General features: G+C 52.2%; 13 protein-coding genes, 1 tRNA gene and 1 pseudogene. 4 read left to right on the top strand and 11 right to left on the bottom strand.

The features are described from left to right. Positions 1-254 precede the first annotated feature (254 nt). Positions 255-329 (top strand) — tRNA-Phe (locus ROLI_RS14890). A gap of 333 nt (positions 330-662) precedes the next feature. On the opposite strand, the gene ROLI_RS14885 is transcribed toward ROLI_RS14890, so the two are convergent. Together ROLI_RS14885 and ROLI_RS14880 are read right to left on the bottom strand one after the other, a co-directional pair. After that, positions 663-3,356: an EAL domain-containing protein gene (locus ROLI_RS14885; protein ID WP_338469171.1), complete on the bottom strand. Its 2,694-nt coding sequence runs from the start codon at positions 3,354-3,356 to the stop codon at positions 663-665. A 50-nt stretch (positions 3,357-3,406) separates the two neighbouring features. Continuing rightward, the gene (locus ROLI_RS14880) at positions 3,407-4,216 is read right to left on the bottom strand and encodes a FecR domain-containing protein (protein ID WP_338469170.1); all 810 of its coding nucleotides are present in this window, start codon (positions 4,214-4,216) and stop codon (positions 3,407-3,409) included. A 250-nt stretch (positions 4,217-4,466) separates the two neighbouring features. Between ROLI_RS14880 and ROLI_RS14875 the strand changes: the two genes are divergently transcribed. Continuing rightward, complete coding sequence (locus tag ROLI_RS14875; protein ID WP_187431351.1) at positions 4,467-6,311, top strand: DCC1-like thiol-disulfide oxidoreductase family protein; 1,845 nt, start codon at positions 4,467-4,469, stop codon at positions 6,309-6,311. A 136-nt stretch (positions 6,312-6,447) separates the two neighbouring features. Here ROLI_RS14875 and ROLI_RS14870 read toward each other — a convergent pair whose 3' ends face one another. The 3 genes from ROLI_RS14870 to ROLI_RS14860 form a co-directional block, all read right to left on the bottom strand. After that, positions 6,448-7,080, bottom strand: a complete 633-nt coding sequence (locus ROLI_RS14870; RefSeq protein ID WP_187431352.1) for a tyrosine-type recombinase/integrase — start codon at positions 7,078-7,080, stop codon at positions 6,448-6,450. 167 nt (positions 7,081-7,247) lie between these two features. Then, a complete protein-coding gene (locus ROLI_RS14865; RefSeq protein ID WP_187431353.1) occupies positions 7,248-7,565 on the bottom strand; it encodes a hypothetical protein in 318 nt (105 codons plus the stop codon). A gap of 74 nt (positions 7,566-7,639) precedes the next feature. After that, entirely contained in the window at positions 7,640-7,768 is a 129-nt protein-coding gene (locus ROLI_RS14860) for a hypothetical protein (protein WP_262386599.1), read from the bottom strand. Positions 7,769-7,833: 65 nt separating this feature from the next. On the opposite strand from ROLI_RS14860, the gene ROLI_RS14855 reads away from it, so the two are divergent. Next, positions 7,834-8,397: a Crp/Fnr family transcriptional regulator gene (locus ROLI_RS14855; RefSeq protein ID WP_187431354.1), complete on the top strand. Its 564-nt coding sequence runs from the start codon at positions 7,834-7,836 to the stop codon at positions 8,395-8,397. 12 nt (positions 8,398-8,409) lie between these two features. Here ROLI_RS14855 and ROLI_RS14850 read toward each other — a convergent pair. From ROLI_RS14850 to ROLI_RS14835, 4 genes and pseudogenes are all read right to left on the bottom strand, one after another. Then, positions 8,410-8,834: pseudogene (locus tag ROLI_RS14850) on the bottom strand (c-type cytochrome). Then, positions 8,831-10,000: a multicopper oxidase family protein gene (locus tag ROLI_RS14845; RefSeq protein ID WP_316247481.1), complete on the bottom strand. Its 1,170-nt coding sequence runs from the start codon at positions 9,998-10,000 to the stop codon at positions 8,831-8,833. The pseudogene ROLI_RS14850 and the gene ROLI_RS14845 overlap by 4 nt, the downstream one beginning before the upstream one ends. A 141-nt stretch (positions 10,001-10,141) precedes the next feature. After that, on the bottom strand, positions 10,142-10,585 hold the full coding sequence (locus tag ROLI_RS14840; RefSeq protein ID WP_187431356.1) for a cytochrome c: 444 nt from the start codon (positions 10,583-10,585) through the stop codon (positions 10,142-10,144). 221 nt (positions 10,586-10,806) lie between these two features. Next, complete coding sequence (locus ROLI_RS14835; protein ID WP_187431357.1) at positions 10,807-11,190, bottom strand: TaqI-like C-terminal specificity domain-containing protein; 384 nt, start codon at positions 11,188-11,190, stop codon at positions 10,807-10,809. Between the two features lie 127 nt (positions 11,191-11,317). Here ROLI_RS14835 and ROLI_RS14830 point away from each other — a divergent pair, with 127 nt between their 5' ends. Next, positions 11,318-14,227 (top strand): UvrD-helicase domain-containing protein, encoded by a 2,910-nt coding sequence (locus tag ROLI_RS14830; RefSeq protein WP_187431990.1) that lies wholly within the window; start codon positions 11,318-11,320, stop codon positions 14,225-14,227. 220 nt (positions 14,228-14,447) lie between these two features. Here the strand turns inward: ROLI_RS14830 and ROLI_RS14825 are convergent, their stop codons facing one another. Together ROLI_RS14825 and ROLI_RS14820 are read right to left on the bottom strand one after the other, a co-directional pair. Next, on the bottom strand, positions 14,448-15,497 hold the full coding sequence (locus tag ROLI_RS14825; RefSeq protein WP_187431991.1) for a hypothetical protein: 1,050 nt from the start codon (positions 15,495-15,497) through the stop codon (positions 14,448-14,450). A gap of 177 nt (positions 15,498-15,674) precedes the next feature. Beyond that, positions 15,675-16,289: a site-specific integrase gene (locus tag ROLI_RS14820; protein ID WP_262386683.1), complete on the bottom strand. Its 615-nt coding sequence runs from the start codon at positions 16,287-16,289 to the stop codon at positions 15,675-15,677. Positions 16,290-16,320: the final 31 nt, after the last annotated feature.

Genomic DNA, 16,320 nt, shown 5'->3' with positions numbered 1-16,320 from the left:
GTGGGCTTCAGGCCACCTTGATCGAAACATCAAAGATCAGGGTCGGGAGATAGACCCACTGCGCAATAATTTTTGGCGGTTATATAAGTCCGCGTCCTTAAAGCCATACGTATTCCAACGCCTTGAATGCCAGATTCATAATGGTCAACTCAAGCGTGGCAAAAATCCTTTGTAAAATAAAGAAAATATACACTGGACAGCCAAGCAGCAAACTCCTAAAACCCGCGAACCCAGCCAATATTTTGGCATCCCGTGCCCGGGTAGCTCAGGGGTAGAGCAGTGGACTGAAAATCCTCGTGTCGGTGGTTCGATTCCGCCCCCGGGCACCATTTAAATCAAGCGAAAACAGAAACTTACGAAGCCCTCACGCCCCCATGTGTTTGAGTGCCTTTCAACTGGGTGACATATGGGTGCCAATGAGCTTGATCAGGTTACACTCCAAAACCGACTTTTGGCTAAATGGGCGGATTCCGGTCATTCGCTGCAAGCACCGATCGTGCTTGCCCGAACCTTTACAGCCGACATTCAAGCGACCTGGAAAAGAGAATAATATTTGCGCCTACGAAAGGAATTTCGGAGCTAGAAAAAAACTTTGCGAGGCTTGGCGGACAGCAAGTAACTTACTTTCGCGAAGTATTTCGCGCGGGGCTGCTGTCTGGACTTCAAAACCCAGCTCTTGCTCTGTTTGCACCGTCGGATTTTTCTTGTTCCACATATGTTGCGAACTCAGAATACGGCATTGGCTTACCGAAGAGGTAACCTTGGGCTTCAGCGCAATGGAGCGTTTTGAGAAAATTCAGATGGTCTTCGGTTTCGACGCCCTCACACAAGAGCGTCATCCCCAAGCCTCGCGCCAGATCGCTTATCGCGACAAGAATGGGTGCGGCCGCTGGGTCAGTGCTCAAGCAAAGCGTAAAGGATTTGTCCACCTTCAGTTTGTCGATTGGAAGTTTGGATAGATAACCCATTGAGGAGTAGCCCGTTCCAAAATCGTCCAAGGCCCAACTCACGCCACGAAACTGGATGTCGCGCATCTTTTCTACTAGGTCGTCTGTCCCGTCGAACAGAACGGTTTCGGTTAGTTCCAAGCATAAACGTGACGCGGGAAAACCAGTGTCGCGTATAAGCCTGTTGACGTCACTAACGATCGTGTCGCTTGTCATCTGAAGACCAGACACATTTACTGCGACGCTCAGATCACTAGGCAACTTGAGGGTGTCTTGCATCGACCTTTCTAACACCCACTCGCCGAGTTCTTTGATGAAGCCAGTCGACTCCGCGATCTCGATGAATTCATCGGGATATACTTGGCCAAGGGTTTCCGATTTCCAGCGTAAAAGGGCCTCTGAGCCGATCAGTCCCAGATCGTCGAGACCGTGTTGCGGCTGATACCAAACCTCAAACTCTTCCTGATCCAGCGCCTGGCCCATGGCGCGCTCGATCTGTCGTGAACGGAACTGCGTGCGCGATAGCAGAGGGTCATGGGGGCGGGGTTCGGCGTCGCCCGCAAGCCGGGCCGCATCGAGTGCTTCTTCGGCATGGGACAAGGCACTCACAGCGTCAAACTCAATATCAGGAGAGACCAAGAAGTAACCGAGCTTAACCCCTACACGCGCCTTGGCGTTCTCTAGTGCATAGGGTTCCGCAATGCGCTCACATAGACTGCGTGCCACCGCCGAAGCCTCTGTGTCATCCGTTGCAAATTCGGTAAAGCATGCAAATGTATCGCCACCCAATCGTGCCACGGCTGAAATGTTCAGTCTGGCCCGCTCCAGCCGTTTCACCACCTGCTGAAGCAAGGCATCTCCGACATCACGTCCGAGGACCACATTGATTGTCTTGAAGCGGCTTAAGTTAAAGACGCACACTGTAAAGGGCTCGCCCGCCGCAGCGCGCAGCTCCATGAAATCCAGCAGCACGCTGCGCCGCAAGGCACCTGTCAGCTCGTCGTAACTCGACAGATAGGCGATTTTGCGTTCCTGCTCTTTGATTTTCGTCACATCGCGCATCGCCAACGTGGCGATACTCTGTGTGTGTTCTTTCGTGCCTTCAAATGAGATCGTCTGAGATGGCGTAACGCTATATTCTATTTGGAGCGGCGTACTGCTGTCGAAAGTCTCATAGGTGTGGACAGCTCTGTTACCGCCGTTGCGCATCATTGCCAAAGCCTCTTCTTTCAAGCGTGCTGGCAACTCAAGTTGATCTTTTTCATTGAAACCAAAGAGATTGGCTGCGGTGTCGCTATGCATCTTAACCGCGCCGGTTTCATCCACGATGGCAATGGCGTCGAAACTGTCATCGAACACTTGTTGCAGCAGCGCCGATGTGTTCGCAACCTCTTGTTTTTGGCGGTTGATAACCCAACCATTCTGCTTCAGCCTTAGTAACAAAGACCAGCTGCAGAAGGCGAGCAAGCTAGGATAAAGAGCTCCGGTCGGGACGACAACAGAATTGGTTGCAAACAGTATGAAAGCCGTAGCTTCGCTGGCAATAATCGCAAAGCCCGCGGCTAAAATTAAAACGACAGGTTTGCGAAATAGTGGCGTTTGCAGGAGCAGTAGAAGCGCCAACAGGGCCAATAGAACCCACTCGACCGTAAGGGTTGCTGGCACTAGACTGGCGGCTAACGTTTCTGCCGCCAGGATGTGAACCAACGGCCCGGGAATAATCCCGTGAATGGGTACGGCGAAGAGATCACCCAATTCGATCGCCGAAGCCCCAACAATGACCGAGCGTCCCGCGATCAAATCTGGATCGAACTGGCCAGTCGCCACATCAATTGCGGAGATGGTAGGCACGTTTTCTGGGCGAAAAGAGAAATTGATGGGAAAGTTGCCTGACCGTACTGAGAAGGTCCCCGTAAGGAGCGCAGCAGCAGAGGGAATGTAGTTGCCGTCGATGGTTTCACCGAAAGGGTAGAAGCGCACCGTGCCCTGTCTATCGCTAAACACGTTGACCAGCGCAGGCCAACTTCGTTCGGCAAAAAGCGCCAGCGGCCAATTTGTTATTTGCTCGGCTTTGCCAGCTCGTTCCGCCTGTTGGAACACAGGCAAATAGGTGCTTCCGGATCGATCTAAGGCATTAGCGAAGGCGGTATCACCTGAAAGATCGGATGAAAATGCAAAATCGATGTCGAAGAAGACATCAAGCGCATTGGCATCGGTCAGATTGTTGAGAATTTCCGCGTGCACTTGACGTGACCAGGGCCATCCTCCTGCTGATTGGATGGAAGTCGCATCAATGGCGACAAAGACGAAGTTACCCGAGGTTGCACGCTCAGCGTGTGTAGTACGAAAATCTTCCAGACGATCATTCAAGCCTAAAAGAAAGCCACTTCGGTCAGCGAAAAAGACCACCACGACAATGAGATGTGCGATGAAAATATGGCGTGGTACGATAAAAGATGTCAGTTTCTGCCTCCATTCCCGTTGCCGTTGCCATTCCCGTTGCCGTTGCCGTTGCCATTCCCGTTGCCGTTGCCATTCCCGTTGCCGTTGCCGTTGCCGTTGCCGTTGCCGTTGCCATTGCCGTTGCCGTTGCCGTTGCCATTCCCGTTGCCATTGCCGCTGCCGTTGCCGTTGCCATTCCTGTTGCCGTTACCATTCCCGTTGCCGGTAGCCCCCGGAACGTTATTGAGATCTAGACCGAATGTATTTGATGCGCCCGGTACGCGGCTTGTGACCGTAGCTTCAGACACGCTCAGCGACCGACCGTCTGACGACGCCTCACGTCCGGCGGTCACGTCAACGCTGCGCTCATCAATACTCACCTCAACGACACCTTTGTCCACCCGCACCGAAGCGCTTTCCTCATCGGTGATCACCTCCAGAACAGTCCCTTTGATCACAGCTGCGAGGTGGGGTGTCACAACACTTGTACGTTGCCGCTTCGTGGTGGCGACGGATAGAAAAACCGCCCCTCTTTCGTGCGTGACCTGCGTGGTCTGACCCGTCGGCTGGGAAACCGACACAGCCGCCAGTGTATTGGCCCGGTAGACGATCCGCTCCACACCTCGCCCAAGTATCGCTCGACTGCCCGCTCCTGTCCTAATCCACGTTCCACTTGCGACGTCGGCACCCTCTTTGGCTCGGCTCCACGTTTTTCCGTCGACTGAAATACGAACATTGCCATTGGTGCTTTGCAACACCCAACCTTCTGCGGCGGCGGCGAAACTAAAGGCAACAACGGCCATGGCAGCTAATAAGAGTCGGAACATCCTGATTCATCCTTGTTCGAAAGCGTTTTTAGTTTGCTCCAAAAACGTAAAGAAAACCGGAATGGGGTCGCGACAGAGCCGCCTTGGTTAACACAATCTTGCGGCGACCATACCAGCTTGTTGCAGGTGCCCCCCTTTTCGGGATGAACGCCCTCGCCATCTTGTCCAAGCTCCGTCGAAACCCTGCTTAACAGCCCGTTCACTATGTTGCCGTAAAACAAAGGAACTTACGTCCTCAAAGGATAACAGTTTGGACACCGACGGATCGCAAGCTGCAGCACACCGCACTTCGGGAAAAACCGACACGAACTTTTGGCATATCGCATCGCGACAAGAGGTGTTTGGCATTGATCTGAGGACTTTGGCGCTTTTTCGGGTGTTGATGGGCGCCTACCTATTCGTCGATCTCTGTTTGCGAAGCCGCGATCTTACAGCGCATTACACCGATTTCGGTGTTCTGCCACGTGACGTTGCCCTGTCTCATTTGTCGCCGTCATCGTTCTCATTGCATCTGATGAATGGCAGTGCAGCTTTCCAGGCCGGCCTCTTTTTGCTCGCTGCTGTTTTTGCGCTGATGCTGATTGTCGGGTGGCGTACACGGCTCGCGACCTTCATGTGCTGGCTTCTTTTGCTTTCGCTTCAAAACCGAAACACACTTATTCTCTCCGGAGAAGATAACCTAGCATTGTTGCTGCTGTTTTGGGCAATGTTTCTGCCGACCGGCGCGCGCTATTCGGTCGATGCAGCATTGGGCGAAGACAGGCAAGACAGGGACCACAATTACTGCTCGATTGGAACCGCTGCGCTCCTTTTGCAGGGTATGTCGATGTATTTCTTCAGTGCGCTCCTTAAGAGCGACGATATCTGGATGCCAGATGGCACAGCCGTCTACTATGCCCTCCACCTTGACTATCTCGCGACGCCGTTTGCGATCTGGTTCCGACAATTCGAAGGCGTTTTGAAGGGACTGACTTACTATGTCTGGACGCTGGAACTTGTTGGCCCAATTCTAATTTTTTCTCCGATCCTGAACCGCCCACTGCGCGCGGCACTTATGCTTTGTTTCATGACCATGCATATCGGTTTTTGGATGTGTCTTGAGATTGGGCTATTTCCTCTGATCTCAATCATTATGAATCTGACTTTCATGCCCGCTTGGATGTGGGATGCGATAGAGGAGAGGTTACGTTATAAAGATCAATCGCGTCTGACGATCTGGTATGATCGAGATTGTGGATTTTGCCGCAGAATCTGCCACCTGATCACAACCTTTTTGTTCCTCAGGGACGTGTCGATCGAACCAGCCCAGAAAGATCTAGTAATCGGTCCTCTTCTTGAAGAGACGAACAGCTGGGTCTTAACGGATGGTCAGTCGCACCATCTAAGGTGGACGGCCATGTGCAGACTTGTCGCCACCTCACCTGTCTTCTGGTTTACGATGCCGCTGCTCACCTTCAAACCTTTAGCGTGGGCCGGCGACCGAGCCTACCGATGGGTCGCACGTAATCGAAGGTGGCTTGCGGCGGTCTCGCCAAGAGGCAGGGAACAGCGATTGATAAAACACGGTGCAAGTCGATTCACAAACCTGATTGCTGCCATGGCGCTAATATTTGTGACAATCCAGAATGTGTCTACCGTTCCCCCCGCAGGAATACGTTTGCCAGAGGAGTTTCATGCCATTCGACAATTCTTTGGTCTTTATCAGCACTGGACCATGTTCGCGCCACATCCGGAAATGAACAGTCCCTGGCCTGAAATTCGAGGAGAGTTGGCCGATGGTGCGGTCGTCGATGTCTACAACATGCGTATTGAAGCAGCTGATACAGCCCGACCCGCTGTCGTGTCAGGCGTTTACGTCAACGCGAGATGGCGCAAATATCTGTCTAATCTCGAAGATCAGAGTTATGGTGACGAACCGCAGAGACTTGCGTTGAACTACTCGCGTTATCTATGCCGGAAGTGGACCGCTAGGCACTCATCGACAGCGCCTTTGTCTACATTTATCGTTACATTCAACGTCGACTGGTCCCGTCCGCCCGGCTTTTCTAAAGATACGTCGATAAGAATGGTTTGGGCACACAACTGCCTTGGATAACCCCAAAAAGGCAACGACCCGCGTATTGATAAACAGGCCGAATACATATGAGCGACTGCCGAGAACATGCCATAAATCATTTGCGAACAGCAGCCGGTACATACATTTGGGCCGCCCTAACGAGCGGTCCCGTTGTTCAGATTTCAATGGCCTCCGCAATAGCAAGCGCATCTTCAAGTTCTACGCCCAAGTAGCGTACGGTGCTGTCCATTTTCGTATGGCCAAGTAGAAGCTGAACTGCACGCAGGTTGCCAGTTTTCTTGTAGATCTGTGTCACCTTGGTTCGCCTCATTGAGTGGGTTCCATAGGCGGTCGCTTCCAAACCAATTGATGTCACCCAATCTCGAACAATCCGCGCGTATTGCCTTGTCGAGATGTGAAGTCGCTCGTGGAAGCGACCGGGCCACAAATATTCAGACCCGACCATCAGCGGGTCTTCCATCCACTTCGCGACTGATGCTCGGGTGCCTTCCGATATCTCGAAACGCACCGGCTTCCGCGTTTTGCTTTGGAGCACTGATGCCCGTTCCTTGATCTGGCCGGATGCCATTACATCGACGACTTGCATTCGACAGAGATCACAACCGCGCAATTTGCTATCAATGGCCATATTGAACAGGGCAAGGTCGCGATGGTTCTCGGCAAGCTCAAGCCGGACCCTGATGGCCCAAACATGTTTTGGTTTCAGCGGTCGCTTTTGACCGACGATACGGCCCTTGTTCCAAGCAGGGCGAAGTGCGCGAATGGCAGGTAAGTTTGGTGTTGCCATGACTGATCCTCCGATCCGCCAATCCCTCCCACAACGACAACCAAACGTTGACGGTTCACCATATCACAGATCCTGAGCGGCCACCGTGCCCATAGGAGAAGCGCCAATTTATGCTGTGCGCGCCGCAAGGAAATACTGTTAAAGTCAGTAGTCAAAGTGCGGTTTCTTCAATGTGGCGACCTTCCCTTTGCGATCATTAGGTGATGCTGTTGATGGTGTGCCCCGACCGTCATTGTCCCATAAAAACCCAACCCCAAGATTTCTTGAAACTCATCTATTGAGTTTGCCGCAACGACCATTTTTGTACCATCGCTGTGGTTTTGTGCGTTGGCCGTCCAACCTGCACCGGCTTGCAGCATTGATGCATGTGCCCTCACCATGCGTTGAATGGATTGCGCAACCATCGGCTCTCCAGTGACAGTGAAGGTCACGGTCAATGCGTCAGTACTCGTTTCAACAGATGATCTCGATGTCACGTTATCCATGTCGACAAGGTGGTCTCTCAGAGCTGTGATGTTGACTGAAGCCCAATCTGTATTCTCATCAGCACGCAACAAAGTCACGATTTCAGCAATCGCCGCAAACTGAGATTGGCCAGTTTGGCAATATTGTTTGTTCTGTATGCATGTTGCGACAATGCACTTGTTGCAATTAGAATGGCAGTTGCTGTGGTAATGATCTGTTTCATTTGTGTCTCCTCGGTTCAGCTTGAGACTATGAACGACTGCGCGTCCGGCATATGATCGAAATCATATGAATGATGTTTTCTCCAGACTGCCGACGCTGGCATGTCATAAGATCGACATGCGGCATGAGGATGTGCTGTTTCGCCAAGGACAACCGACGTCTGGACTGTTTCGTATCATTTCAGGTCGCGTTACGCTGCGCAGACATGGTGAAAATGGGGAAGTCTTGACACTGCATCACGCGGCGGCGGGTGGCTCTTTCGCCGAAGCTTCAATCTTCTCAGAAACCTACCATTGTGATGCGATCTGTACTGCGGCGGGCAGTGTCGAAAAGCTGGACAAGGTTGCGGTCGTGAAGCTGATGGAGGCTGACGCTGACTTCTCCCTGGCTTTTACCAGACACTTGGCCCTCCAAGTGCAGCATTATCGCGCGCATATTGAAATGCTGTCCATTCGGTCAGCGAAAGAACGGATCATGGTTGCCGTTCAGGCTGGTTATCTCGAAGCGAGCGCGATGGAGCTGGCCAGCCGCATAAATCTATCGCACGAAGCCTGCTATCGCGCTTTGACAGCGCTTTGTAATGAAGGGCGCATGCGACGTACCGGGCGCGGTCAATACGAATTAGCATGACCGATCTTTGGATTAGTGCGCCGGATTACGGCTGGCCTGAATCTGTTGTTCACGTTCCGGCCAAGTTGATCGGATGTACGCGAGAACGTTCCAGATATCTGCGTCGGATAGTGCATCTTCGAACGCAGGCATCCCGCTATTGAAGTCGTTGACGCCCCGCGCCGACAGCGCGCCTTTGCCACCGAGCTTGGTGTATTCAAACAGCAGCGCATTGTCGTGGTGCCACGTATGGCCCGTTTTGTCATGGGGTGGTGCGGGCAGAACACCATCTGCGTTGGGTGTCTGCCAGTCTGGTTCGCCTTCCAGTTTACGCCGTGGCAAGATGCACAATGCTCGACATAAAGCGTCTGACCAACCTTGATGTCACGACCGTCCAATTCATGATCCGCGACAGCAGGACAGGCCAAAAGCAATCCAGCAAACCAGAGCCACCTCATGTAACCTGCACCCATGTTTTCATCCCGCTGGCTTGATGGCCCAGCATATGACAATGCAGCAACCACTTGCCGGGGTTGTCGAAGACACAGACGATGTCGCGGGTTTCTTGCCGTTGGAGAAGCGTCGTGTCCCGCATCGGGCCAAGAGTGCCGTCCGGCTCTAATTCGTAGAAGTGATGCCCGTGCAGATGAATGCCATGCGGGAAGGACGTTTCATTAACCAGTTTGATGCGTGCTGTCTCACCTCGTTTGAATGTCTGCCAAGGATCATCAGACAAACCAGACACCCCGTTCAGGCTCCAAATGTCATCGCCGCCATGCGCACCGCCCATCGCGCCGCCTTGCAGCGCCATGGTCAAGTCGTGATCTGGGGTAGTCGCTGGCTGCGGAGCGTATGGGCGCAGCAGAGCTTCGATGTTGGTTGAAGAAGGGCTTGGGTTCTCTCCACGCACGATAATTTCGCCCATTTCATAGGGGTCTTGCCGCGTTGGAAAAATGAATTTCACCGTTTCGGACACATCAGCGATAATATCCATGCGTTGTGCCGGGGCGATCATCAGCGGCCCGATGTCTTGCGGTGTGTCAAGAGGCATCCCGTCGAGGGCAACGACTTTGCCTTTAAGTCCCGCGATTTCCAGCGGGAAGACACGCGCTGTTGCGACATTGATCAGGCGCAGGCGCACACGGTCGCCACGACGCACCTCGAACATTGAAGGGATAACTTTGGCGAAGGTGCCCAAACGCCCGGCATGGGAAAAGTCGTGACGGTTGCCGAAATCCTCAATTGTGTCGCCTGTTCGTTCGATCCGCCAATCGTCGATCATGACGGTTATATCGTGATCCACCTTTGGCGGGGTCTTCTCTTCCACAATTAAGGGGCCATAGAGGCCGCGCGCCACTTGCTCCCACGATCGGTTGTGGGAATGATACCAATATGTTCCCGCGTCTGGCAGTGTGAACCGGTAGTCGAAATACTCTCCATCCTCGACTATCGTTTGGGTCAGGTAGGGCACGCCGTCCATCGCATTGTCGATCCGAATGCCATGCCAATGCACCGCAGAGCCTTCACCAATAGCGTTGTCAAAGCGCATATCTAATGTGTCGCCTTCTCGAAACCTCAGCTCCGGTCCCGGCGTGCTGCCGTTAAAGCCAAGCATTTGGGTCACCCCATCTCCAACTGGCAAAATCTGCGCCGTGACTGGCTCCGCACGCAGAACAAACGGCGCTGCAAGCGATACTCTGGGCGCACCCAAAAGCGCCAATGAAGTGGTCAAAAATGTGCGACGGTTCAAAGTCATCTCAGTTAACTATCTCTTTTGCCTGTAACCTGTATGGCACGCTTTACAGGTGTCACCGAGTGCTTTCAGTGCCGCACCAAGATCATCTGGCGTGCTGATGGACTTCGACAGGCCCAGAGCGACAGTCTCCATTGCGGCAGCCTTTTCCGTGAAATCCGCAAAGTTGGTCCAGATCATTGCTGTTGCCTCTGACTTGGGGTCATCTTCTTGAGCTTCAAACAATGCAGGTGTATTCGCGGCATGCTTAGCAATTACAGCAGCGGCTGTTTTGGCGGTGTTGGCATCAAAGGCGGCCGCACCTTTGGCCATCTTTCCAAGCGTTTTCATCTCAGCGCCGATGCCGCTCATTGCGTTCATACGTGTCATCACGGCTGCGTTCTTGACGCCATTGTGAGCCAGGGCTGCTGATGCAACCAAAAGCGCCAATGCCGTAGAGAAAAAGATATTCTTCATGTTGCTTCTTTTATAATCTGATCCGCTCTACACAAGCCTAGCATCATCAGCCGACCGAGCTGAACTATGGCAGAATAAACACAATCGATGAACTTCCGGTTTCGAGAAGCTGCAAAGCGGCGACAGACACCGTAGTGACGGCCCATTACGGACTTTGAGCACGATCCCCAGATGCTGCGCTCGCAGCCCGATTAGCGGACATTGGTGCGTGCTGCATCGTTTCAGATTGCCTGCTCGATCACCTTTATTTCTTCCTGGCTCAGGTCGTAGAGCTTGTAGACGGCGGCATTGATTGCCTCTTCGAGGCACTGGATTTCCTCGGTGCGCGCTGGTCCGGCTTTATCTTTCACTATCTCAGTGACGAGTGCAGAGATTGCCAAATCGTGTTCTTTGCTCACGGCTGCGGGTAGAGTAAACGGGTTGATATAGTTGGTTTTCATAGTTCTTGCGTCACCCTGCAGCGTGTCCCCAGTGTGCTTCAAATACCACCACATTAGCTTTGAATTAAGCAAGCCGACAAAAAACTCGTCCGATGCAGTGGCGTTGGGCTTCTTGGTGATGCTGTAAACCTTTGTGGTGTGGTAGGTAACGCACCCAGCGGCCATTCTTACCGTCCGTATGACCAGATCAAGCTTACCCTCAGATGCTTGATTTAGACTTTTAGGTCATCGTAATGCGCGATACCCTCAAACCATAGATCTTCTCTTCTATTGATTTGAAAGTTCCAGAATTTTGAAGCGCTTAAAGCCAAAACCGTTGGTTGGTTTCCTTCTCAACCCCTTCGGGAAATACCCTAGATACATAGGGTACGATGGAAATGAGATCGTCGTCCAAGCTGGGTATGCGGTGACTGCTGGGCTGAGAGAGCTTTCAGCAAGTCCGATTGTTGAGAGTGGATTTTGGGGCGCTTCGCTGAGGCTCCAATTGGACGAACAACCTGTTCAATTGCTCAAAGGCGTTCGGCAAAAAGAAGCTTTAGTATTCTCGGACAAAATTCGTTTGGACTGGGAAGCGATCAACCAAGCAGATTTTGAGCGAAGTCGCGCAGCCATTGACACATTGCTTTTGGAAATTGCACAGCTTTCGGACCCAGCAACTTATCCTGCGGCGTGCGTCGTGTCACCAATAGTGGAACGTGCGCGTGGCCTTGACCAAAGCCTTCTATCAAAGCTTCCACAGCAAGCGCTCGGGGATGTTCAGCGGGATCAAATTGGAAAAATTCAGACGTTTGTTCAAAACGCTCAACACGATAGGCAGCAAGCAATTGCAGCTTTTGAGGAACGTCAGCTTGTTGAGTGGAGCGACTTCTTTGATACTTTCGAAAGCAACCCATTAACGCCAGAGCAGCGTAAATCAATCGTTGCTGATGAAGACGCAACACTGATCTTAGCAGGGGCTGGCTCAGGGAAAACCAGCGTTATCACCGCCAAAGCAGGTTATTTACTGAAGTCGGGCGCGCGCAAACCAGAAGAAGTACTGCTTTTAGCATTTGCCAGTGCCGCCGCCAAAGAGATGAGTGAGCGGATTGAAGAAAAGTGCGGTGAGCCGTTGGAGGCCAGAACTTTTCATTCGCTGGCTTATGATATCATCGGAACTGTTGAGGGAAGCAAGCCAGCGCTGGCCGCCCATGCCACCGACGACAAGGCTTATCTTGCTTTGATCCGAGACATCTTAAAAGCCTTGGTCAAGACAGCTTCTGAGGTATCGAAGTCCATCGTTGGCTGGTTTTCATACACGCGTCTCGATGAGAAAAGCGAATGGGATTTCAAAAAGAAGCACAGCTACTACACCTACATCGAAAAGCTTGATCTGCGCACCCTTCAGGGCGAACAGGTCAAAAGCTTCGAAGAATTGATGATTGCCAATTGGCTTTACGAGAATGGCATCGAATATGAGTACGAACCCGACTACGAGCACAAGGTCTCCGAAGGCGGATACCGTGATTATTGTCCTGATTTTCGCCTGATTAGTAGTGGGATATACATTGAGCACTTCGGGGTTCGCCGTTCAAAATCGGCAGACGGAACCTATCGCCTGACGACAGCGCCATTCGTTGATCGCGAAGAATATCTCGCTGGCATGGAATGGAAGCGCGGTGTCCACGCTGAACACGAAACGACTTTGATCGAAACGTTCGGTTACGAACGTGAAGATGGTCGCTTACTGGATGCGCTGGCAGAGAAAATAGCGCCGTTTGAAACTGTTAATCCACGATCACTTGAAACACTCTTTGACAGGGTGGTCGAGCTAAACCAAGCCGATAGCTTTGTTCAGTTGCTTGGGACTTTCTTGAAGCATTATAAGGGAGGAGGATATCAGCTTGGCGAATGCGCCAACAAAGGGCGCACCTTGAAACTTGGCAAACGGGCTTCAGCTTTTTTGTCCATTTTTGAGCCTGTCTATTCAGAATACCAAACACTGCTAAATGGACGGATCGATTTTGAAGATATGATCCTGCGGGCAACCAAGTATGCCGAGACGAACGAGTATCACAGCCCCTTCAAACATATCTTGGTAGATGAGTTTCAGGACATATCCCGCAGTCGGGGCCGATTGGTCAAAGCGTTAAAGGCGCAGCATAGCGATGCCCGAATATTTGCGGTTGGTGATGACTGGCAATCAATCTACCGATTTGCAGGGTCCGACATCAATCTAATGCGGAACTTTGGCGGCGAGTTTGGTGGAGAATTTGATGGGAAATCTGGGGTTCACTGTACAGTCGACTTAGGCAGAACTTTTCGCTCTATCGATCAGATTGCGCACGCCGCAAAGAGGTTTGTGCTACAAAACCCAGCCCAGTTGAACAAAACAGTGATACCCGCTGGGACCTCTGAAAAGCCTGCATTGAAAGTTATCTTAACCATCAAGGCCGATGAGAACAGCAAGTTGTCGCAGGTGCTTCACTCGTTACGAAAGACCGCTAAGCAAGAGAAGCAAACATCAGTTTTACTGCTTGGGCGATATCGGCATTTGGCCCCGTCAAATCTCTCGCAGTTGCGTCGCGACTTCCCTGACTTGGATATTTCGTTTCGCACGATCCATGCCTCCAAGGGGCTTGAGGCCGATCATGTGGTGATCTTGAACATGTTCCGGGGGCGTACCGGCTTTCCGTCTGAAATTGTTGACGACCCTCTCCTAAGTCTTGTCTCACCTAAAGCAGAGCCATTTGAAAACGCCGAAGAACGCCGTGTCATGTATGTTGCTCTCACCCGCGCCCGCAAGTCCGTGACCCTGATGGGGTCGGCATCAAAACAATCAGCTTTTATCACCGAGTTGATGGATGACCCTGAGTACGGGGCCGTGGGCGCTCAGCAGCAAGAGGAATACAACCACACATGTGGAGAATGTGGCGGGCATCTGGTCCCTGTGCCGACGAAAGGTGGGCGCACATGGTATAGGTGTGAACACGCGAGCCTTTGTGGGCATTCGTTGAACGCTTGCGCTGCTTGTGGAGCAGGCTTGCCCATTCGAAACGCGAAGACTGGTTTGAGTAAATGCTCTTGCGGTGCCGAATATCCGAGTTGTCCCAGCTGCGAAGATGGTTGGTTAGTTGAAAAGCGGGGTCGATACGGCCCGTTTCTTTCATGCGTCAGCTATCCACGCTGCAACGGAAAAGCAAAGATTGCGAAGCTAAAAAGTTGACTAAATCAACACGACGGATGTTGGTCGAGCGTTTGAAGTTAGCCGCCATTCGTGCAAATCGCAGCGAATTCGAACTGCGAGCCCAAAGTGACGAATGCTGCGTCATGTCCTAGAGTCTGCTTACGGACATACGCGTTTTCAACGATGAGCATTTTGAACCCTTCGCTTCGCGCTAACTTGATCGAAATAGTTACCGGAAGCGGTGTCGCGCTCAGAGAGCTCAGTTAAGTGCCGCTACTGCATTGATTGTGAGCACCCAAGAGACTGTTTGAGCGAAGTCCGTTGCAAAGTCAGCCTGTTCGTTAACGAATGACTGGTAGGGCACCAGACCTTCGCCAGCATATAGAAATCTCAAGAATGAGCCTTCTCCTCCAAGGATGAATTGCGGGAACTCTTGCAGAAAGTCGACTGCTCGCTCTTTGTCCGCAGCAATCTCAGCAAGACTGCTGATGCCGCCTGATGCCTCAATTAAACTATCGAAAAAAATCTTGGCCTCTTGCGTGTTAACAGAGAAAGGTCGAAAGGCGATAGCACGTTGGCCGGTCGATCCATACCCCGCTGTGATCGTGTCCGAGGTTACCTGTGCACCACCTACGGTTAACCCGGCACTCGCGTCGAAGTACGGTGCAATTCGAGATAAGAACGGCACAGAATTCAAGAATGCAACTAGTCTGTCAGCTGTGATTTCACCCTCAGCCTCGCCTGATAACGAGAGGGTGAATTCATATTGGATATCGCCATCAACAAAAAAGGCATTTCCGACCAGCACTTGGTCTGAGGGCACGTAGCCCGAACCCAATGCGTCGACGAACACTCCGCAAAGCGGATCGTCAATATTAATGATGTTAACTATCCTACGCAGTTCTAGGCGCACCGAGTCAGCTTCAATCTGGAAACCGGTAGCTGAGATGGCTGAGCGCACATCGGCGGCCACGGTTCCGCTCACAGTTAGCCCAAAATTCGAAGCAACCCGGGCTTCGATAGTGCCTGAATGTGATTTCATGCCGGTGCTTAGGGAATACGAAGGCGGACTCCGGTCATAACGGTTCGTCCATTCACCGGGCATGCAAGCCTCTAGACTGTCTTCAAGTTCGAGGGTCTGCAGTCTAAGCAAGTCTCCCGCTTTGATCCGTGGAGCGTTGGGTAATACAGTCGCCGCAAAATTATCGGCGAAAAAGCTAATTTCGAACTCACGTTTCGCGTCCTGTGCGAATGCGACGACAGGAAGGCAAAGCAAGATAACAGAAGAAAATCCGAATACTGGTCTCATAAAAAACTCTTTCCTTTGAAAAGAAGGCCGTCAGTTCCTTTAGTATTGGGTCGTTGGTTTAATGGTGCAAGGAGAGGCACAGCATTTCAAGTGTGAATGACCCATATGTTATTCTTAAGAGCCGTCATCGGCGTAGCCGCATCAAAAGCCCGTTCTGTCTAAGGTTTGTGGCTGCTGTCAGCGCGAGCTGCAGCGGCGACAAATCCGACAAGGAGGAAAGCGCGGGCGGGCTTCTCGGTAATAGTCGCGCAACAGGTCCAGCAGGCTGGGCGACAACATGACCTGCCGGTCTTTGCGCCCCTTGCCTTGCTCAATCCGGATCAGCATCCGGTCGCTGTCAATATCACCGACCTTGAGATGGGTGACTTCGCTTGCCCGTAACCCGCCACCATAAGCCACGCTGAAGGCGGCACGGTATCTCAGCCCAGGCCCAGGTGCTGCTTCGATAATGCGGGTGACTTCTTCGGCGCTCAGTACCACTGGGATCTTCTTGGCTGCCCGCTGATATCGCATATGCCGCTTCATCTCAGGCCGAGGACAGGTCGCCGCAAAAAAGAAACTCAATACCGTTAGTCGGTTGTTGAACGTTGGCGCACCGACCCCGCGCTCCTTCATATCGAGTTGGAACGCACGCAGTTCCTCCGGCGTTGCCGTATCCGGCGCGTGCCCCAGAAACCGCGTAAAATCCCGCATCCCGCGCAGATACATCGTTTGCGTCTTGGGCTGCAGTCCTTTGATCTGCATATCTTCAAGAAACCGCTGGCGCAGCGCTGGTACATATTGGTCTGACATTGAAACCTCCTATTGGTCAGATTGAGAAGGT

It is taken from the genome of Roseobacter fucihabitans, from assembly GCF_014337925.2.
GTDB classification, from domain to species: Bacteria; Pseudomonadota; Alphaproteobacteria; order Rhodobacterales; family Rhodobacteraceae; genus Roseobacter; species Roseobacter fucihabitans.
This window is presented reverse-complemented; position numbering and strand designations above follow the sequence as displayed.

Bases quoted from the DNA above. Each gene is read 5' to 3' on its own strand.
- ROLI_RS14880 (WP_338469170.1), bottom strand. From the start codon at position 4,216: ATGTTCCGACTCTTATTAGCTGCCATGGCCGTTGTTGCCTTTAGTTTC.
- ROLI_RS14870 (WP_187431352.1), bottom strand. From the start codon at position 7,080: ATGGCAACACCAAACTTACCTGCCATTCGCGCACTTCGCCCTGCTTGG.
- ROLI_RS14865 (WP_187431353.1), bottom strand. From the start codon at position 7,565: ATGGATAACGTGACATCGAGATCATCTGTTGAAACGAGTACTGACGCA.
- ROLI_RS14860 (WP_262386599.1), bottom strand. From the start codon at position 7,768: ATGAAACAGATCATTACCACAGCAACTGCCATTCTAATTGCAACAAGT.
- ROLI_RS14855 (WP_187431354.1), top strand. From the start codon at position 7,834: ATGAATGATGTTTTCTCCAGACTGCCGACGCTGGCATGTCATAAGATC.
- ROLI_RS14840 (WP_187431356.1), bottom strand. From the start codon at position 10,585: ATGAAGAATATCTTTTTCTCTACGGCATTGGCGCTTTTGGTTGCATCA.
- ROLI_RS14835 (WP_187431357.1), bottom strand. From the start codon at position 11,190: ATGGCCGCTGGGTGCGTTACCTACCACACCACAAAGGTTTACAGCATC.
- ROLI_RS14825 (WP_187431991.1), bottom strand. From the start codon at position 15,497: ATGAGACCAGTATTCGGATTTTCTTCTGTTATCTTGCTTTGCCTTCCT.
- ROLI_RS14820 (WP_262386683.1), bottom strand. From the start codon at position 16,289: ATGTCAGACCAATATGTACCAGCGCTGCGCCAGCGGTTTCTTGAAGAT.